Source organism: Anaerobiospirillum sp. NML120448 (assembly GCF_023050945.1).
Lineage (GTDB): Bacteria > Pseudomonadota > Gammaproteobacteria > Enterobacterales > Succinivibrionaceae > Anaerobiospirillum.
The window spans coordinates 1-19,901 of the sequence record NZ_JALKIM010000068.1; the positions used below are offsets into that span (position 1 = coordinate 1).

Sequence of the window (19,901 nt, forward strand, 5' to 3'; positions counted from 1 at the left end):
ATTGATGGTCAACATATATCCAAATCTGTCTCCCCTAAAAAACTTAAGCTTATTCAAAAGCGAAAGACATTTTTAACTGCAATCAAAAAGGAGGGCGCTTCCTCCCCTGTCTAAAGACAGGGGTTTCCGCGCTACTAATATTATGAGTTTTAGTGTTCGTTTATATGCCAAAACTAATGATCAAATTATTGTTTTAAGTGATCTCAACTATGAGATTCCGCTTAGCCACCTTTTATTGGTTAGTGCCAACACTACTGCTGTTGATCAAGATCAATGTGCCTATGCACAAAGCACTCAACAACAAGCTATTGGTGCTTTACAGGGTGATTTTGAATTGGGATATCAGCAGGTTTTTAACTTTTTACAACAATGCCTGCAAAACAACATCTTAGATAAGGACACCTACGATCAATTAGCCAGAGATACTCATGATGCTTTGGATAAGTTCTTAGGCCAAAATGCTAAGGTTTATTTAGAGGTAGTAAGCGATGGTGCCAACGAGGTGGGTGACGATGAGGATATGTGCTCATTAATCCACAGTGAAATCACCACTACTGTACAAAACCTTGATGATATTATTAAGCAGCTCGACAGCTTAATTAAAGAAAGTGGCACTGATGATCTCTTAAAAGCTATTGGCTTCCAGTGGGCCTAATAATAATTTCCTTTATTTAACTAAAAAAGGCAGTATTCTTTAAGAAAGACTGCCTTTTTTAATGTTAGCTAGGTATTGTTAGTGAAAAATATAGAAAAAGCTATTTAATAAGCTGTAGATATGAAAAAACCCGTCTAGAGCTAATAGGCGGGCTTGACTGACTTAGATGTTTTCAAATAAACATCTCTCAAAAGTACTTTCATTTTATGCCCCTCTGTTTCTTTTGCTAGCTCATACAATTTAAATTGTGAGCAAACCTAAACTTTGGTGCAAAGTTGTGCTTTATTTGCAGAAATGATCACAATCTGACCAAAATACCTGAAATAGCCCGTTTTCAAGCTTGACTATCTAAGCTTTAGCATCAAAAGTGTGCGCTTTTTGGGCCAATGCACAGCAAAAGTTTTCTTGTTGCCAAGATTTTTTGCCTCTACCAAATAAGGACTAGCCCTGTTCTTTAAAGTATGAATAGCGCTACTTGCTTAGAGCTTTATACTTAACCAAGCTTATAAAAAGCCAAATTTTTCATCTTTAGCCCAATCAAGCTATGAACCCTAGCGCCTTTTGCTTAAGCACTTATGGCATCTACCATCGATTGTCAAATTACAAATACTTTGGTGCATCCGCTATCACTATGAAAAACTTATGAAAAAAAGCTAGCACCACCTGCTAACCATTGCTATTAAGCTTATTAAAGCTTGAGAAACTTGCACAACAGCAACTGCAATAGCAACAACGTCAGCGCCAGCGCCAGCACCAGCACCAGGGTTTACGCCTGAACTTGATCTAGCATCAGCAATAAACATAGGCGCAATACTGGTTTTCCCTAAACCCTTGGCGTTGAGTCCTTGCTATTAAACAGTGGAGCCAAAGTTCTTAAAGGACAACCATAAACCTTTTAAAGCTGCACCTACAGCACAAGCCATGATCATGTATTTAAAGCTTTGATAAACCATAATGGCATGCTTTAAATTTTGCTCAAAAACTTGAGGGTCGATACCATCATTATTGGAGTTGATATACCACAGCTCACCATAAAAAGCCCAAGGTATAAGTGCAATAGCACCAAAGAACATAGAAGATGGTCTACGGTGCTCTTTTTGTAAATTATAAAGACCAAAGAGTAACCATGCTGAAGCTAGCGCCAACACGACATACTCTAAAATGCCTTGAGGAGTTAAAGGGGCACTAATGTAAGCTACTGCATAAAGGGCTACCAAATAGGAGCCATTGAGCATAATAGGACGATAAGCTTCCATGATTTTCCTAACAATACTGACTATCTATAAAGGCAAGGCGCTCATAAGCAATCAAACTTTTGAGCACTAATACTAACTCTCTCTTTGCTGCTACCAAAGCTAGTTGCGCCATCATATTAGATTGTACATTTATGGGCCCTAAAAGAGCGCAGTTACTAGCGCAGGTGCATGTATAGTGCATAGGCTAGAGCAGATGCAAATGCCAATGCCAATGCTATTACAGGAGAGCAACTTGGAGCTAAGTTGTTGGCACTTATGCTTGGAATTACGCACCTTGGTAATAAAGAGCTCTATTTTACTATGAAGCTGATACATTTTGTCTGTTAAGCAATAAATGCCAAATATTCTTAATACAATGTAGTTTAAGTTTGCATTAACTGTTTTGCCTAAAGGAGTATTTCTTATGATGTCTTATATTTTGGCTAAAGTGTCTGATAAGGACAAAGGCCCAAGTGGCTTTACAGATCGCTCTCGTGATATTGAGGCTTACTTAAATCAAAGACGTGCTGATAAAGCCCAGCGCATGCAGCAGGCACAAAATAAAGCTAACCCAAACAACGCTACCAACCAAAAGTAAGCTTTCAAAACTTATTTGAGCCAGCCATTAATTGCTTTTGCATCAGCTAATTTGCTGACTTGGGCTAGCTTTCCCTATATATTTAGAGCCCAAGCCTGATGATACAGCAAGGCCCCAGACCATATGATTGGCTTGGGGCCTTGGTAATTTAGGAGATCACTAGGCGATAGCCTACTCCTGTTTCGGTAATTAAGATGGTTGGTGCTGATGGGTCATCTTCAATCTTGCTGCGCAAGCGGCCCATATAAATTCTTAGGTAATGAGGGTGCTCTACATATTCAGCTCCCCATACCCTTTGCATTAAATATCTTTGGGTGAGCACCTTGTTACTCTCAGAGATCATTACTAAGAGTAAGCGCATTTCAATCTTGGTTAAATGTAAGTCTTGACCATTTTTGGTTACTAATAACTTTTTGGTATCAACAGTTACATTAGTTCCCAAATGAACAATAGAACTATCATTTTGCTCTTTGAGCAAGGTCTGACGACGCAATTGCACTCTAATTCTTACTAAGAGTTCAGAAATACCAAAAGGCTTAGTAACATAATCATCAGCGCCTGAGTCTAAAGCTAATACTTTTTGCTCTTCATTAGAACGGGCAGAGAGCACAATAATAGGCACTAAAGAATAATTACGTAACTCTTTAATGAGAAAAATACCATCACCATCAGGCAAACCTAAATCTAATACCACTAAATAAGGCTTACGAGTAGCAGCCTCAATAGTTCCTTGTTTTAAGGTACTAGCCTTATATACGGTATAACCCTCATCTTCAAGTACCATACATAATGATTTTAGGATATGCTCTTCATCTTCAACTACTAAAATAGTGGCACTCATGTATATCTCTCCTAAAGAGTTCCTATATGACATGTGATAAACACCTACCACCTGGTGTCAACGCTCTTGTAATTTAGCACGCTGTACCCATTAGATAAAGCCTCATACAATAAAAGCTAGCGCCTCCTTACACAATTTCAATGTTTTATCCCTAATACTGTAATAAATCACTACTCATATTCTATTTGATAGGATCCTATGGTTAAAGCTAGCATAGATCTAGCTATAAGCCCTCTAAATACAAAAAAAGCTGCCTTAAAGTATGATGGTTTAAGACAGCCCAACATTGTAGTTTTTTCAACTCTTTTACTAGCAACTTTCTAACAGCGCTATTAGTCTTAGCCTAGGTATAAGCTATCTGCTAGAAAATGCTGATATTTAGCATGGCCTCAGTGTTGATATGGCCATCACCAAGGATTGCGCTCTGATATGAACGCTCGCTAGCAAGCTTGCTACCAGCAAGTTTGCCGCCAGCAGGATTGCTAACAGCAAGCTTGCTCTCTTGACCAGATGGCTAGCCGTTGTTTTCCATGCCAATGAGGTCAAAATGCTTAGTGGAAACTATGATGGAATAGTTGTCCTTGGCAGGACGATCACACTTAATCTCAATGACACGGCTGCTAAGGTTGTAATACCAGCCGCTTGTAGCTTGCTTAAAGTCCTCAGGAACTAAGAAGCGCTTTAACTCTTGGTTGTCGCAAGTAACATGTAAGGCACCCTTGTAAGGAGACAATACTTTTAAGGAAAGCTTTTGATATGAGTGCTCGTAAGAACCTGTCTTATTAAAGTTAATTTCCATAACCTCACCAGGGGTCACTCTAATATTAGTATTAGCGTAAACGCCCTGTTCAAAGTCCTTAGTATGGCCATCGTCCTCATAGTAATCAAAGCTAAAGCTTTGGCTTTGGGACTGGGTCTGTTGGGCTTGCATAAGGGTATGAGCATCGGTAAGGCCGTAAGCCTTAGCTGCAAGGGCACGGGTAGCACAAATAGTAAGCTCTAAGGTCTTAACCTTATCAAACATAATGCGCTTAATATCAGGGGAGCTAATTACAATGGCCTCATCCTTAATAAACATAGGAATGGAGTTTTCATCAACAGCATAGTAAATAGTCTGACCACCAGCATATGGCTTAAAGTTGTCGTTGAGATCGTACCAAGTATGACCCTCTGGCAAGTAAATAGGACGCTCTTTTTGTCCCTTCTCTAAGACGTTAGCAACTAATAAATATGGGCCATACATAAAGGTTAAGTTTTTATCATTAATAGCCTTTAAGTCATGCTCAAACTCGTAGAATAAAGGACGTAATACAGGGCTGCCCTTGAGGTTAGCCTGACGCATTAAAGAATATAAATAAATTAAGTAGCGATAGCGTAAAGCATAAGCAGCCTTAATCTGAGGTAAGTACTCTTGGTACATCCATGGCTGAGTTACGGTATTATCGCTATTGGCTGAGTTCATGGTAAAACGAGGTTGGAAAATTCCATTTTGAATCCAACGTAATAAGAGTTCACCCTCAGGAGCTGGGCCTGCAAAGCCGCCAATATCACTACCAGTATTGGCAACACCTGATAAGCCCATGCCTAAAATAGTAGCAACATTAAACTTTAAGGTACGCCAATCAGTTAAATTATCACCACCCCATACCTGAGCATAGCGCTGGATACCTGAATAGCCTGCACGGTTAATAATGTATGGACGCTCATTAGGGTAAACATTGGCAATAGCCTCTTTACCTGTATAGGCCATCATTAAGGACTGAATTGGCTTGTATTCAGCCATAGTACCGCCACGACCCTCGGCATCGACTAAGGCATTTCTATCCTCTACGCCATCATACTCATTATTATCATTCCATACTGTCTTGGTACCCATCTTAAGGATATTTTCCTCAAGTAAGTGTCTCCAAGCATTACGTCCTTTAGGGCCAGTAAAGTCAACAAAGTAGCCAGGGCCACCCCACCAACGACCAATGTAATTGTGGTCAGCACTGGCGCTGCTATCAGCGCTAGCGGCGCAAGCGCAGCTGCTGGCGCTATCAGCGCAGCTGCTAGCGCTAGCGTTGGTGCTATATGGGCTTAGGCCTTCTTTGCTTAAGGCTGAGGATAAGTTGTAGTGAGCTTGAGTGGTGGTGTCTGGAGCACACTTAATAAGGGCATCGGCTTCAAGATAGTAATCCTTGTAAGGGTGGCCCATGAGTACGCCTGGCTTTAAGTTAGGAATAACATTAATGCCTTGCTCATTTAAAGTAGCAAAGAAAGCTTTTGGATCTGGGAAGCGCTGGTAATTCCAGTTAAAGGTATAGCGTAATTTGTCCTTTTCACCAGCACTGTAGCCACTTGCGAGCCAGAAATTATCAATATAGAGATCTTCACTTAAGTGCTTGTTAATTACTTGATAGATTTCCTGATCGCAGTTCTTCTCGAGCTCAGCATAATACATAGTTGAAGAGGTAAAGCCTAAAGACTGCATGGTAGGCATGGCAGTAGTGCCAGTTAAATAAGTATAGCGCTCTACTACTTTTTTAAGGCTTGGGCCATAAATTAAGAATAAATCAATATCGCCGCCATCTACTTGATAATAGCAGTATGGATCCCAGTAGCCACTACGCTCATTACCCATATCAAAAGCACAGTCGTGGCTATTGTTGTAGAACAAGCCTACATAGGAGCCTAACATTTCATTGACACGAATATAAAACGGAATGTGCTTGTATAATGGCTCGCCAAACTCAGGATCATGGCCAATAGCATCCTTTGGGCAAGTACGCATATGACGGCCTTTTTTGTCTAAATGACCAGTCTTTTCACCAAAACCAAAAAAGTGATCATATTTAGGATCAATAGCACTGTAATGGAAAAGACGGCCTAAATGATCCTGCTCATAAGCACGATCTTTAAGGTCAGAGTAAACTACTTGATTGCTCTTTTTATCAATTAAACAAAAAGATAAAGGCTCTTTGTTGAGCACTAACTTAATAGTGGTAGTCTCAAACTCCACTACTTTCTCTTGTTCTTGGTATTTCACCTCAACAGGAGTGATACGCTCACGCTCATCTTTAAAAATAGGATCTAAGGCATCATCCCAAGCTGTTTTAACTAAAGCATAGGAGTGCTCATCAAATTGTCCATCGAAGCTAACACGAATACGAACAATGTCATCAGTCATAAATACGAGCTTGATTAAAGCCTCTTTACCCTGAACTAAAAAGCCGTTGTTAGTTTTAAAAAGGCGCTCAAACTTCTTTACTATCATATCTGCACCTACTTACTACCTTAGATATTTTTTAAAAAGAGGCTCAGCCTGTGAAAAGTAAATTTTCAAAGGCCAACCCTCAACATTTATGCTGTTTAAGTATTAAGAAACTGTGGTTTTGCTTTTAACGATGGTAAAAGCAAAGTTAACAAAGCAAACAATACAAGAATTTTGGTATTTTAAATTAATGGAGATAACTACAAAGCAAATTTCAATTGGTTGTTAAGGCTGATTTTTTTAAGTTTTAATTTAAAAGAGCAAGGCTACTATCTAGCAGCTTGCTCCTTTTATATTTACATTAAGCCTAAAGCTTGAGGTATTGCTAAGCTAATGGCTGGCACATAGGTAATAAGCATTAAGATAGCAATCAAGACTAAGAAATAAGGTACTAACATAGCACTCACTCTTTCAATTGACATCTTGGTAATGCCACAACCTACAAACAATACTGAACCTACAGGAGGAGTCATAGAACCTAAGCACATGTTAAAAATTAACATTACGCCAAAGTGCACAGGATCCATACCTAAAGAGGTACAAATTGGTAAGAAAATTGGGGTGAAAATTAAGATAGCAGGAGTAATGTCCATGAACATACCAATTAACAAAAGAATGATGTTAATTAAGAAGAAAATGACATACTTGTTATCACTAATAGAAGTTAAACCCTCGGCAATAGCAGTTGGAATGCCAGAGAAAGCCATCACCCAAGACATAGCAGAAGAGGCTGAAATTAAGAAGAGAATAATGCCACTTACACAGGCGCTATCTACCAAAATCTTCATAAAAGACTTATAGGTAATAGAGCGATAAAGCACAGATAAGAACAAGCAATATACTACGCACACGCCCGCACCCTCTGTAGCTGTGAATACGCCAGAGACAATACCACCAATTACAATAACGATTAGCAAGAAGCTTGGCAGAGCATCTAAAGTTACCTTAAGAGCTACCTTTGCTGGCACTACACCTGTAGTTGGATATTTACGTGAGCGTGCATATAAGTAAGCTACTGCCATTACGCCTAAGCCCATTAAAATTCCAGGAATGTAGCCTGCCATAAAGAGAGCACTAATAGACACACCACCTACTACAGTTGAGTAAACGATGAAGGCTGAGGTTGGAGGAATTAACAGACCTGTAGGTGCAGAGGCAATATTTACAGCAGTGGCAAAGGCCATATCATACTTTTCTTCTTTCTGGATTGGAGCAATAGAGCCACCCATAGCTGAGGCAGCAGCCACAGCAGAACCAGCTAAAGAACCAAAAAGCATATTGCCTAATACGTTGGTTTGTGCCAAAGAGCCTGGGATAAAGCCGCAGAATAGTTTGGCAAAATTAATCATACGACGAGCAATACCACCATTGTTCATAATATTGCCTGCCAAGATAAATAAAGGAACAGCAAGCAAAGAGAAGCTCTCAACACCAGAGTTCATCTTTTGCATGATGATAAAGCTTAATTGCTCCCAATTAAGGCTGGATAAACCTGTTACTACTGAGGCAATTACAATACTGACACTTACTGGCACACTAATGGCCAATAGTAAGAAGAATACGGCAAACAAAATTACCGCTGTTAAAGCAATAGACATATGAAAACCCCCTAACTATTAATTCTTGGAGTTGCTATTTTCATTTTGCTTACCAGTGTTCTCTACAGATAAGCTAACACCTGTGTAATCTTCATAAATATTGATAATCTGAATGATTACAATGAAGAGACCTGAAACTGGAGCCATGGCATAGACTAAAGAGCGAGGCACACCTAATAAGGCTGAGTACTCCATAGAGGCAGCAAAGGCCAACTTAGCGCCACCTACAAATAAAATGGCAAAAGCAAATATTAAAATTAAGGCATCTACACCAATGGTCACTAAGCGCTTTTTATTAGGCTCAAGCTTGTCTCGTAAGAAAGTTAAAGCCATATGCTCACGACTTGAGAAGGCGTAAGCAGCACCAATAAAGCCTGTCCAAATTAAAGAATAGCGCACTAACTCTTCGGTAAAGGAGGCTGGATCGTTTAAGACATAGCGAGTAAACACCTGCCAAATTACTAAGAAGGTCATAAACACTAATAAAATGGTACATAAGGCAGCCAATACCTTATTTATGACGCTTTTAGTCTTAACTAAGAACTCATACATAATTAAGCCTCCCCCTTATTCATTACTAGTGCTAGTAGCGGCTTGTGTGCGGATAGTGCTAATCAGATCAATCATCTTAGCCACCCCTGGGTATTCTTGTGAGTATTTAGCAACCATGCCCTTAGTAGCCTCACGGAAGGCATCTTTATCCACGTCATTGACAAAGGTTACGCCCATCTTTGTTTTAGCTTCTTCAATTGCCTCAGCAATAGCGCTATCCCACATATCACGATGGGATACAGTAGAATTACGGGCTGCCTCTACCATAATCTTTTGATCCTCTGGGCTCAAAGAATCCCAAATTTTGGAGGAAATTACTAAAGCATCAGGAATCATGGCGTGTTGATCAGTGGAGTAAACCTTACAAATTTCACCATGTTTACCATTGGTAAGTGCAGTCTCATTGTTTTCAGTGCCATCAATAATGCCTGTTTGTAAGGAGGTAAACACATCACCATAGGCCATAGCTACTGGAGTACCACCCATAACAGAAATCATTTCAGTTTGAGACTTCATGTCTTGGACACGTATCTTCATGCCCTTAAGATCGGCTGGAGTACGAATAGGCTTATTAACTGTGTAGAAAGAACGAGCACCTGAGGTGTAGTAAGTTAAGGTCACAAAGCCCTTATCCTTACTGCTTTGGAAAAAGTCATACATTAAAGGAGCATCCATGGTGTCATAGAAGTCCTGAGTACCATTAAAGATGTAAGGTAAACCAAAGGTATGATAGGCATCATCATAAGTTGCCAGCATTGGAGAGGCTACTTTGGTCATGGAGATGACACCAGCCATTACCTGCTCCATTTGCTCAAGCTCAGAGCCTAATTGACCATTAGCAAAAATACGTACTTTGATACGACCATCAGTACGCTTTTCTAACTCATCAGCAAATTGTGAAATGGCAATATGTACAGTATGAGTTTCTGACAAGCCATGGGCTAAAGTTAAAATCATAGGCTTATCAGCAGTAGCCTCAGCAGAGCTACTGGCAGACTGCTCACGACAACCACTTAGCCCCAAGCAAAGAGCCAGAGCGGCAGTACTAAGAGCTACTGTTTTTAACAGTTTTCTCATAATTTCCTTTCCTCAACAACAAACCAAAATATACCTTTTCCCCCGCCCAATCCTGATTAACAGGCGCAACTTAGCTAACCTCATGAGCAAACATGAAGCTTAATGCTGTTTTGAGCAGAGAAATAAGAGCTACTTGGAGAGCTTAGCCTCGCAGACTAAACCTAACAGGCTATGCTTGGCAGACTAAGCCCTATTAGAACTACCCTAAAGCCTATGGCTCCTCCCTTGTTTAAGCAGAACTTTATGCCCTACTCTAACGACCTCAAATTAGGCACATAAGCTTTAGCAGTAACAATAACTACATACCAATCATGTCAAAAGGCTCATAGGAGATAACTACCTGGTAGTTTTTCTTGATATTTGGGTATTTAATCTCAACGCACTGGGTAGATTGTGAGTAATACCAACCGCTAGTGGCCTTTTCAAATTGATTGCGCACTAAGAAGTGTTCTAGTTTTTGACCCTGTAAATTTACATAGAATGGGCACTTACCCTTATGAATGACCTTAAGCTTCATATCAGCAATTGAGGACTGATACTTACCTTCATAAGTAAAATCAAGCTTGGTTAAATCACCAGCGGTCATCTTGATATAAGTCTTTAAGTATTGACCGTTGAGATAATCATTGCTCTTACCATCATCCTCGTACAAGGTAAAAGAGCCATCTACATCAGGAGCACAAATTACCTCTAAAGACTTAAGCTCATCTTTTTGTAGATTATTAAGATCATGGCCAGCCATAGGTAAAATTTGACCAGAGCGGATAAACATAGGAATGGAAGCTAAGTCCACATCAAAATCTACACTTTGACCGCCTTCATAGCGCTCACAAGTCTTAAAGTCGTAAAAGACCTCATCTTTAGGGAAGTAAACCGTACGCTTGCTTTGACCTTTTTCTAATACATTAGCTACTAATAAGGCAGAGCCAAGCATAAAGTTAAATTGCTCATCGAAAACCTTAGGATCATGCTGGAACTCCATAAGCATTGGGCTAAAGTAAGGCAAGCCTGTCTCATGAGCACGAACCATTAAAGAGTAGAAATAAGGGCTTAAACGATAGCGTAATTTAATAGCATCACGAATTAAATGCTTAGTGGAGCTGTACATCCAAGGCTCAGTAACAGAGTTATCGGTATTTACTGAGTGAATGGAAAAACGTGGCTGGAAGATACCATTTTGTACCCAGCGAACAAATAATTCCTCTGATGGAGCAATACCATAGAAGCCGCCAATATCAGAGCCTTGGTTAGCAACACCTGATAAGGACATGCCAAGCATAGTACCTACGTTGTACTTTAAGGCCTCAAAGCAAGTTAGATTATCGCCTGACCAAGTTTGAGCATAGCGCTGAATACCAGCATGACCAGAGCGGCAAACCACAAAAGGACGCTTATTTGGGAAGTACTCCTTTAAAGCCTCAATGGTAATATGGCACATTAAATTGCTCATTACTGACTTGTAATCACCAATGGTGCCACCTAAGCCCTCAACATAAATACGAGCATCTTTGTTAACTAAGCTGTCATACTCACAATTGTCGTTCCAAATGCTATAGCAACCGTAGGCAAATAAATGCTCTTTTAACTGTTGCTTCCAATAGCTACGGGTCTGTTCTTGAGTAAAGTCAACAAAGTAGCCTTTACCGCCCCACCAGGTACCAACAGCAGGCTTGTCCTCATGTTCATCCTTAACAAAGATGTCATGGTCAATCATATCTTGTACCTGTGGATGGACGCATAAAATGCCAGGTTTTACATTAGGGGAAACTACAATGCCCAGCTCATCCATACGAGTAAAGTAAGCTTGAGGATTAGCAAAGCGCTCTTCATTCCAAGTAAAGACGCAACGCTTTAATCCAGCGCTAGTTTGAGCTGTGCAATAGCCTGATGATAGCTGGAAGCCATCAATAGGCATCATTTCTTCATGAGCATTGTTAATAAAGGTTTCAATAGCCAGATCGCAGTCTTTATCTAACTCAGCATAGTACATAGAGGAACCTAAATAGCCTAAAGCTGCCTTAGGAAGCATAATGGACTTGCCTGTTAAATCGGTATAGCGCTCTACTACTTTGCTTACTTGTGGGCCATTAATAAAGAATAAGTCGATATCGCCACTATTAGCTCTAAAGCTTGAATGCATGTGCCAATAATTGCTCTTGCGGCGACCCATATCAAAGTCACATTCACAGCTTGAGTGGTAAAAATAGCCACAAGCCTTGCCAGTAACTTTGCTAAGCTTGATATAAAAAGGAATATGCTTGTATAAAGAGTCGGTCTTTTGAGGGTTGTAGCCCATAGCGTCGGTAGGAGACATAGTCATTACCGCCTCAAGCTTATTAAACTCACCACTCTTTTCACCAAAGCCATAAAAACCATCAGTAGGCTCAATTTCACTTACGTGAACACGGCGCTTATTGCTATCTTCTTGTAGAGCTAAATCAACGCAATCACGGTGCAACACCTCACCAGATCTTGATAAGATAGAAATTTGGTAAGGATCTTTAGCAATCTTTACTACTAAGCTCTCAGAGCTAATGACAAAGCACTCCCCTTGATCTTCTAACTTGCTAGGAGCTACGGCTACTACCTTGCGATAGTCCTTTAACACTGCGTCAGTTACGCTTTTCCAAGCAGTGGTCACTAAAGAATAAGAGCTTTCTTTAAAATCTCCATCAAAGCCAGCACGCATACGCACAATATCAGGACTAATAAAGTAAATACGAACTTCTACACCACAATCAGTCTTAATGGCATAGTAGTTATCTACTGCTTGGCAAGATAATGCTTGGCTACAAACTCTCATGGATTTTTCTCCGCAAACAAAGTCATTGAGCATAAGATCAAGGCGCTGCATATTAGCTGTAAATATCAGTGATATTTATGCCTTTTAAGTGCATCCCTTATCTTTATCTTAAAAACTTTGCTCTAAAAAAACCCCACCTTTCTTGTCATAAATTTGCCAATTTTCAACATTTCTTACACTGCTAGCTATAATGAGATTTATCTCACAATTTTTTATCAAAGCCCATCACAGCAACCAAAAACACCATAAACATGCCGTTTCACTAAGCAACACACATCAATCAAAATAAATTTAACCCCTCTTATTTGCAGTACAATGAATCTTAAATCAGGTCAATATAGTACTAATATGCTTTAAAGACCATTATTCTTGCCAGCCCATACGCTTAGCGAGCCAAGCAAAACGACAGCTATAGCGCCAGCGACAGCGCTAGCGATATATATCGTTCTCTACACTCTAGTTTTATTACTTGCTGAGGAGGTCTCTATCTTAGACAGGTAAGAGTCAATACTCTTTGATAGCTGGAGCTAAAGGCATCGTGCTTGGTGCTGGCAAAGCCTAATGCTTAATTACACCTGATAAAAACTGGTGAAAACTAAATACCTAAATTAGCTTAACCTTGATACGCTCCCCATACATGGGCGCTTAGCAAGGCTAAGAAGATGCTTGTTGTTTAAAGAAATTTATGATCGATAATGCTGCTATCTTTATGCAAAATGGCAAAAACATTGCCACTGAGCGTATTTGCTCAATTAACGATAATGTTTTACAAAGCCATTTTCACACTTACTATGAGCTCTTTTATTTAGAGAAAGGCCAACGCAATGTAGTAATTGGTAATAGCTCTTATTGCATGGAGCCTCACGACTTTATTGTTTTTCCACCCTACACTATGCATCACTCCTATTCAGCTGAGGATGTTAAGTTTGAGCGCTTGGTTTTATACTTCCAGCCAGAGCTCATTAGTCCTGAACTACAAGAAAAGTTTAAAGGCGATCTTACCCCTCACCATATGGGTAGTGATAGCCACAAAGAGCTATTTCATCAGCTCTTATGTCAAATGATCCAAGAGCAAGATAGCCACCAAGATTTTGCCCATGTTGCCATGCAAGCTCTTTTGCAATTAATAGTTATTGGGGCAGCCCGAGCTAAAAGCAACACACATCAGGCGCTTAGTGAGCCTAAGATGGCCAGTATTATTTCTTATGTACACCAGCACTATTTCCAAGAAATAAGTCTTGATGAACTATGCGAGCGCTTCTTTATTTCTAAGTCTTACTTGTGCCGAGAGTTTAAGAGATTTACCTGTTGTAGCTTTGTAGAATACATTAACAAAATACGTATTCTGCATGCCCAAAGACTATTTGTAGAAAGCAACAAAACTATTACTGAAATTGCCATTGAAGTGGGTTTTGGCAGTCTCACTCACTTTGAGCGTGTTTTTATCAAAAACAACAACCAAAGTCCTAAAAAATTCTGTACCCAAATACGCAAAATGCGTGATAGTAAGAACCTCCTTACGCCAACAGCCGCCAAACTCTCATAGCGCTATACCGTCCTAGCCTATCAAGGCCAAGCATCACAACACAGCTCTACACAGCGCACCACAGCGCAGCAATACATTGCAAGACACAACATCATGCATTGCGACGCAATACAGCAAACAGCATTGCAATGCATCTGCTTACGCTAGTAAGCCCCAACCAAAGTGCTAGCGCTAGCTTTTGCTTTGCAAGGCTAAGTAAGGGCATTACTTGTAAAGCTTTTGTTTGTGCGCCATGTGTTGATAAGCGCCCGCTCACTCATAAGTGATAAAGCAGGCACTGGTAAATGAGTTAACCAATGATTAAATCATCATATTTGCCTTTTTTATGAGGTTCTTTACTCTTAATAATAGAATCTAAAGTTGGAGCATCCTTATTCTGAGTGCCATCGTAGTTATCATGATTGCCATTATCCTTAAGCGCAAGATAAACATCATCATCATCATCATCATCATCACAGGAATGGGCTTGCTCTAGTCCTTGTTCTGGCCCTTGCCCTGTCGCAAGCCCTGGCTCTTGCCATTGGTGGTTAAGTGGTGAACTGGTGGCTAAAATGGCTTGGTCTTGGCTATTTAAATTGCTTTCCATAAGTTCTAACGGGGCTAAAGAGCCGTCTTTGTGCTCAGAGGCTTGAATTTTTTGCAACATGAGCTCCTCATCGTCAAGCTCTGGAGGCTCTACTATTGGTAAAGACAAGGTAAAACAAGCTCCTCTCATGTCGCCATTGGAAGCTGTTATTTGACCATTGTGTACTTGTGCTATATTTTTACAAATAGCTAAGCCCAAACCTACTCCAGCAATAGTGCTTTCTTTTTTTCCACGGCGGAATGGCTCGAACAATTGTTGCTTATCCTCTGGCAAACCAGGGCCATTGTCACTAATAGAAAGGTTAAGCATATTATCTTCTTGGCAAGCTTCAATTTTGATGGTTGCCCCATCATTACAGTACTTGGTGGCGTTATCTAAAATATTAGCTAAGACACGCTCAAGCAATACGGGATCTCCATATATCAGAGGGCAAGTATCTGAAATTTTGGTAATAACATTAAATTTCTTGAGCCTATCTTTTAATGAGGCTTTAGCCATACCAATGAGCTCTTCTGGTGGAAACCAGGTTTTCTTTAAGGTTACAACATCATTTTGCAGACGTGCCATTTCAATAAGATTACTGGTTAATCTTACTAAGCGTTGCGTACTATCGAATAAATCTTGAGCCTCGTGCAGAGCTAAGTCATACTCCTTTTTATTAATCTTACTTACCAAGGTCTCAGCATTATTCATTACTGAGGTTAAAGGAGTACGCAAGTCGTGAGATAAAGATTGCAATACAGAATTACGTAGGCGTGAGGCCTCCATATTCATTAAAGTTTGGCGTGCTTCTTCTACAGATCTTAAGCGCTCTAAAGTCTGGCTAGTAAGAGCAATTAAAGCCAAAATTAAGCGCTGGGAATTAGGATCAAGCCATAATTTGGTATCGCATAGCTTTAACACTGCTACACCAAAGACCTCAGTAGAGCTAACTAGCGGTAAATATAAATACTGAGTATGCATAAAATTAGCTGTACCCTCTCCCGCCTCTTGTTTGTTGTTTATACACCAGCGCACTATGTTGACATCCACACCTTGTAATTTGCTTTGCTGTCTAATGATATTGTCACTACCCTTGTCATAGCGCCAAAATTCACAATCAATGTTTAAGTCATTGTGCATAATACGCACAATAATATTAAACACAGTCCCATCATCAGTAGCAGGAGACATATCACGTGCTGCATCATAAAGCATGCGTGTTTGTTGTTCTCTGCTATTAGCTTCATAAGTCATTTCTTGACGATGGGCAATTAAGCGAGCCGCAACTAAACCTACAATGAGCATGGTCATAAACGACCAAAAATACTGAATATCAGAAATAACCAAGGAACCTCTTGGCTCTACACTCCATAAATCAAAACAGAAAATAGAAATAAAAGCAGATAAAGAAGCGGCAATGGTTCCATAACGCACTGAGAAGTAAAAAGTCAGCATTAAATAACCCATGGCAAAATTGGTTCTGTGCACCATGCCAAATAAAGGATAGAACAATGCTGACAAGAGCAAATTACCAATAATAACTTGGATAATACCTAAACTTTGTCCTGAGCGACGTTTAAAGAGATTACTCAAGCGCTGCTTAAACTTAGGAGTTTTAGCCTTATAGGTTAAAGATAAGATGTTTAGCTCTGGGGCATTTTCTCTTAAGAAACGTCTTTGCAAAGCAAAGCGCCAACGACTAGTAGGCACAATTGCCACAATGGACAAATTATGCGATCTGGCATAACCACTAACAGCCTGAGCATAAGAGCCCACTACAATATCAGTAGTAGCACCTAACGATTGGGCAAACTGGAGCATGCTATTAACTTCATGGCCCTCTTTATCGTTTAGGCTTTGTCTCTTAACAAAAATACAATGCCAGCCTCCAGACAAGCTATGAGCAATACGTGCCGCCTGTCTAATAGCATCTAAATCAGTGATGTACTCTAAAACTAAGAGCAAACCAAAATTGGTATCTTCAACTGACTCATGAGCGCTATTATGGCGGTTTAACTTAGCATCAGAATCAACCCTATTAGTCATATAACGTAAGGTCAATTCACGCAAAGCTATCAAATTACTTTTCTTAAAGTAATTAGCTTTTACCTTTTCTACAGCAGGAGGTAAGAAAATCTTGCCTGACTCGAGGCGTAAGATTAAATCATCAGGCGGCAAGTCAACTAAGCGTATTTCATCGGCACGATCAAAAATACTATCAGGTACAGTTTCTAAAAACTCAACTCCCGTTACTCGTGCTACCACGCCATTAAGACTGTCTAAATGCTGAATGTTAAGAGCAGAATAAACATTAATGCCATGGTCTAAAATTTCATCAATATCCTGCCAACGCTTATTGTTGGTGCAATAAGGAGGATTAGTCCAAGGCATTTCATCAATAACTACAGTATCTGGGTTACGCTTAATAATACCCTGTACATCAAGACGCTCATAACTACAGCCATGTACCAATTCATGTAAGCGAGGTACTATTTCCAACTGGCTTAAAATAGATTGGCTATCATTACGGCCATGAGTATCAATCCAGCCTATAACAATATCCATACCCTGCTTACGTTTTTCATTAGCCTCGGTAAGCATGGCAAAAGTTTTACCTACGCCAGGAGCAGCACCTAAGAAAATCTTAAGCTTGCCTCTTTCGTTACGGGCGTTTTTATCACTATTGCTACGACTGTTTACGCTACTTGAACTAAGCTCAATAGCTATATCCCCCGATAATACTTGCCCTGTTATATCGGCTTTAGTTTGACTGCTATTAAGCTCTGTATTGTAGAGTGTATGCAAAGAAAGCGTCTCTGGCGCAATGGCAGTATTACTTAACTCTACTGTGCTTAAATCATACAGCTGAGGTTTTTGCTCTTTAAAGACTGTAGTTGGGTCTTCTCTTTGAGAGTCAGCATTTTGCTCAGATAAATAAAAAGCATCGGTAGGCACAATACCACTATCGATATTATCCCCCTGCTGCCCCTTAGCTAACATTTGCTCAGCACTATTATGATTATCAGGGCATTCATACAACTTAATAGATTTAGACTGATGTAAATCATCAATAGAAGTAAATTGTTCTTTACTAACTAAAGAAACATCCAGATCTTTACTATCATATGCTGCCATATCTGTACCCTCTTGCTTTAACACTCCGCTGCCATTAGATAAAGAATAAGCACTACCTAAAATATTTGCAAGATTGTAGCAGCACTAGCCATCCCCTAGGCTCCGTATCAATGTTTTAGCGCCCGCTCCAGCGCCACGCTCAATAGCCCTATCAAGAGCCCGAGCCAGCCAATAAAGAACGACCTGCTTTACAGCTGAAAAAAGGTAAAAGGTGATTACATGCTTGAGCCTATGATAGGCATTGGTAACTTAAGATGAGATTGTTTTAGAGACAAAAAAAGCGCAATTAAGCGCTCAAAAAGGGGATGACCTGCCGCTCATCTATATTTCTTTTAAAGTGTCTACGCACACTTTATTGCAGATAGCGAGCAGGCGCACAACAAACTAGCTGTGCTAGAAAGGAGGCCGCAGGTATGAGGTAATTTAGCTGAGTTAGAAACTATATTACCTTTGATAGTAAGCATGTGAGAGACTGATACCTTGGCCTCATTGCTCTAGCATTGGTTAGCGTTTAGCTAGTGTGCTTATTCTATGAAAGTAAGTATATAAAGGGTGCTAATTTTTTATAATGCTTTGTAAATAAAGTGTAAAAATCAAAACAAAAACACAGTTTGTTTACATCAATTTTGCCTATATTTATGCCCATAAATATTCATTTATTTGGCTTATTTATCGCATTTATTGCCAATAACAAGCCCTAAAAATTTGTTTATAAACAAAGCGCTATTTTTTACATATTTACACACCTGACTGTAGCCTTGGCTATAGCTATGGTTTTAGCCCCTTGTCTTTAGTGAGAGCTCTATACATAAATTTGGCTGTATTCTTAACTAGTATTAGAAGGTACGCTTTGCTTAGCGGGGGCGATTAATAAAATCCTTTACCAAAAACAAGCATTTTGCTAGAATAGCGCACGAACAAAGCAGTGCAATACCGCTTAAAATCTTGGTTTTTGCTGGATTAGCTCAGTAGGTAGAGCAGTTGATTCGTAATCAAAAGGTCGCAAGTTCAAGCCTTGTATCCAGCACCACTCAAGAACTCCTGAGTTGCTTATTTCGCCCCACCCAATAGCTTTTCTTATTACTCTCCCATAAGCTTAAATACACATTGTTAAATCAATATCAAAGCCATATTTCGTACCCCTCAATTAAACAAGTCCAGCAAGAAAGAAAGGCTGTAATAACTACCCTTTGTATACTCACATTCCTGCTATTTATCCATAAATTTGAATATGCGTCAAATTTCTTATAACAAAGCATCTTTTTACTTGATTAGAGTTTGATAAACTGAGCCAAAGCCAAATAAATAAGGCAATTTCTTATCCATGTGATTTTATGGTGAATGTTATGAGTGAGAATGCTAACACTGAACTAACTCTTGAGCAGCGTATGGCTGGTCTAACCCCAGATCAATGTATGGAAATATTCTTTGGAGACGAGAACTCTCCTCGTTTTCAAGATCCTTATGTTGAGAACTATAAGGCTTGGCTTGATGATCATTTGAAAAAGGCTGCTCTTATTGAATTAGCTAACGAAGAGCTGGCACAAGCCGCTATTAAGCGCCTTTCTGAACATCCTGAATTATACCCTGAGGCTGAAGCTCGTATTGCAGAACGCAAGCCATGGAAAAAACATACCAAACCACTTCAAGAGCGTATTAAAATTTTTCTAGAGTTTAAAGACGATGAAACTAAAATTGATCATGGTACTAGATGTGGTTTTGAGGGAGATCTAGCTGATTTTGAAATTCAGCAAAGAGCAAAAGAAGTAATTAGCTCAATGCAAAATCAAAGCTAGTGGAATGTTCATCTAATTCTTGGAAAAACTAATTTTCATTAAATCACTCCTAAACCCCCTTATTTTATCAGGCATACGATATCCACTTGTGGGAAGTATAATATGAACCTAATGCACTAAGAAAATTGCAAAGGAACCTCCTCACCTGAAAGATCAATGTACTCAGGCTTAGGATTGTTTTCATTTACATGATTTGCAACTATCTCTGCTGAGTTTCGTTTTGCAAACTCCTCTCTGTATGCTT

Annotated in this window: 13 protein-coding genes and 1 tRNA gene; 5 read left to right on the top strand and 9 right to left on the bottom strand. The window is 39.7% G+C overall.

The annotated features are described in order from the left end of the window. Window positions 1-142: 142 nt before the first annotated feature. On the top strand, window positions 143-655 hold the full coding sequence (locus tag MXE38_RS09885) for a hypothetical protein (RefSeq protein ID WP_246914342.1): 513 nt from the start codon (window positions 143-145) through the stop codon (window positions 653-655). A 653-nt stretch (window positions 656-1,308) separates the two neighbouring features. Here MXE38_RS09885 and MXE38_RS09890 read toward each other — a convergent pair. Both MXE38_RS09890 and MXE38_RS09895 read right to left on the bottom strand, forming a co-directional pair. Then, entirely contained in the window at window positions 1,309-1,458 is a 150-nt protein-coding gene (locus MXE38_RS09890) for a hypothetical protein (RefSeq protein WP_246914344.1), read from the bottom strand. Between the two features lie 48 nt (window positions 1,459-1,506). After that, window positions 1,507-1,911, bottom strand: coding sequence for a hypothetical protein (locus MXE38_RS09895; RefSeq protein ID WP_246914346.1), 405 nt, complete (start codon window positions 1,909-1,911; stop codon window positions 1,507-1,509). 403 nt (window positions 1,912-2,314) lie between these two features. Here MXE38_RS09895 and MXE38_RS09900 point away from each other — a divergent pair, with 403 nt between their 5' ends. Then, the gene (locus MXE38_RS09900; RefSeq protein ID WP_246914348.1) at window positions 2,315-2,488 is read left to right on the top strand and encodes a hypothetical protein; all 174 of its coding nucleotides are present in this window, start codon (window positions 2,315-2,317) and stop codon (window positions 2,486-2,488) included. 148 nt (window positions 2,489-2,636) lie between these two features. Here MXE38_RS09900 and MXE38_RS09905 read toward each other — a convergent pair whose 3' ends face one another. From MXE38_RS09905 to MXE38_RS09930, 6 genes are all read right to left on the bottom strand, one after another. After that, window positions 2,637-3,329 carry a response regulator gene (locus tag MXE38_RS09905; RefSeq protein ID WP_246914350.1) on the bottom strand — a complete coding sequence of 231 codons (693 nt, stop codon included), beginning with the start codon at window positions 3,327-3,329 and terminating at the stop codon, window positions 2,637-2,639. Window positions 3,330-3,843: 514 nt separating this feature from the next. Then, window positions 3,844-6,585, bottom strand: coding sequence for a TIM-barrel domain-containing protein (locus tag MXE38_RS09910; RefSeq protein WP_246914352.1), 2,742 nt, complete (start codon window positions 6,583-6,585; stop codon window positions 3,844-3,846). A 293-nt stretch (window positions 6,586-6,878) separates the two neighbouring features. Beyond that, window positions 6,879-8,180 carry a TRAP transporter large permease gene (locus MXE38_RS09915; protein ID WP_246914354.1) on the bottom strand — a complete coding sequence of 434 codons (1,302 nt, stop codon included), beginning with the start codon at window positions 8,178-8,180 and terminating at the stop codon, window positions 6,879-6,881. Window positions 8,181-8,198: 18 nt separating this feature from the next. Continuing rightward, window positions 8,199-8,732, bottom strand: coding sequence for a TRAP transporter small permease (locus MXE38_RS09920; protein WP_246914356.1), 534 nt, complete (start codon window positions 8,730-8,732; stop codon window positions 8,199-8,201). Between the two features lie 15 nt (window positions 8,733-8,747). After that, window positions 8,748-9,809, bottom strand: coding sequence for a TRAP transporter substrate-binding protein (locus MXE38_RS09925; RefSeq protein ID WP_246914358.1), 1,062 nt, complete (start codon window positions 9,807-9,809; stop codon window positions 8,748-8,750). Between the two features lie 298 nt (window positions 9,810-10,107). Continuing rightward, a complete protein-coding gene (locus MXE38_RS09930; protein WP_246914359.1) occupies window positions 10,108-12,663 on the bottom strand; it encodes a TIM-barrel domain-containing protein in 2,556 nt (851 codons plus the stop codon). 634 nt (window positions 12,664-13,297) lie between these two features. Between MXE38_RS09930 and MXE38_RS09935 the strand changes: the two genes are divergently transcribed. Further along, the gene (locus tag MXE38_RS09935) at window positions 13,298-14,158 is read left to right on the top strand and encodes an AraC family transcriptional regulator (protein WP_246914360.1); all 861 of its coding nucleotides are present in this window, start codon (window positions 13,298-13,300) and stop codon (window positions 14,156-14,158) included. Window positions 14,159-14,447: 289 nt separating this feature from the next. Here the strand turns inward: MXE38_RS09935 and MXE38_RS09940 are convergent, their stop codons facing one another. After that, the gene (locus tag MXE38_RS09940; RefSeq protein ID WP_246914361.1) at window positions 14,448-17,861 is read right to left on the bottom strand and encodes an ATP-binding protein; all 3,414 of its coding nucleotides are present in this window, start codon (window positions 17,859-17,861) and stop codon (window positions 14,448-14,450) included. A 954-nt stretch (window positions 17,862-18,815) separates the two neighbouring features. Here MXE38_RS09940 and MXE38_RS09945 point away from each other — a divergent pair. Both MXE38_RS09945 and MXE38_RS09950 read left to right on the top strand, forming a co-directional pair. Then, window positions 18,816-18,891 (top strand) — tRNA-Thr (locus MXE38_RS09945). Between the two features lie 316 nt (window positions 18,892-19,207). Beyond that, entirely contained in the window at window positions 19,208-19,657 is a 450-nt protein-coding gene (locus MXE38_RS09950; RefSeq protein ID WP_246914362.1) for a hypothetical protein, read from the top strand. The last annotated feature ends 244 nt before the right edge of the window (window positions 19,658-19,901 follow it).

Coding starts and splice junctions, on each gene's coding strand:
- MXE38_RS09950 (WP_246914362.1), top strand. CDS start 19,208: ATGAGTGAGAATGCTAACACTGAACTAACTCTTGAGCAGCGTATGGCT.
- MXE38_RS09930 (WP_246914359.1), bottom strand. CDS start 12,663: ATGCAGCGCCTTGATCTTATGCTCAATGACTTTGTTTGCGGAGAAAAA.
- MXE38_RS09910 (WP_246914352.1), bottom strand. CDS start 6,585: ATGATAGTAAAGAAGTTTGAGCGCCTTTTTAAAACTAACAACGGCTTT.
- MXE38_RS09915 (WP_246914354.1), bottom strand. CDS start 8,180: ATGTCTATTGCTTTAACAGCGGTAATTTTGTTTGCCGTATTCTTCTTA.
- MXE38_RS09885 (WP_246914342.1), top strand. CDS start 143: ATGAGTTTTAGTGTTCGTTTATATGCCAAAACTAATGATCAAATTATT.
- MXE38_RS09940 (WP_246914361.1), bottom strand. CDS start 17,861: ATGGCAGCATATGATAGTAAAGATCTGGATGTTTCTTTAGTTAGTAAA.
- MXE38_RS09900 (WP_246914348.1), top strand. CDS start 2,315: ATGATGTCTTATATTTTGGCTAAAGTGTCTGATAAGGACAAAGGCCCA.
- MXE38_RS09895 (WP_246914346.1), bottom strand. CDS start 1,911: ATGGAAGCTTATCGTCCTATTATGCTCAATGGCTCCTATTTGGTAGCC.
- MXE38_RS09905 (WP_246914350.1), bottom strand. CDS start 3,329: ATGAGTGCCACTATTTTAGTAGTTGAAGATGAAGAGCATATCCTAAAA.
- MXE38_RS09925 (WP_246914358.1), bottom strand. CDS start 9,809: ATGAGAAAACTGTTAAAAACAGTAGCTCTTAGTACTGCCGCTCTGGCT.
- MXE38_RS09935 (WP_246914360.1), top strand. CDS start 13,298: ATGATCGATAATGCTGCTATCTTTATGCAAAATGGCAAAAACATTGCC.
- MXE38_RS09890 (WP_246914344.1), bottom strand. CDS start 1,458: ATGTTTATTGCTGATGCTAGATCAAGTTCAGGCGTAAACCCTGGTGCT.
- MXE38_RS09920 (WP_246914356.1), bottom strand. CDS start 8,732: ATGTATGAGTTCTTAGTTAAGACTAAAAGCGTCATAAATAAGGTATTG.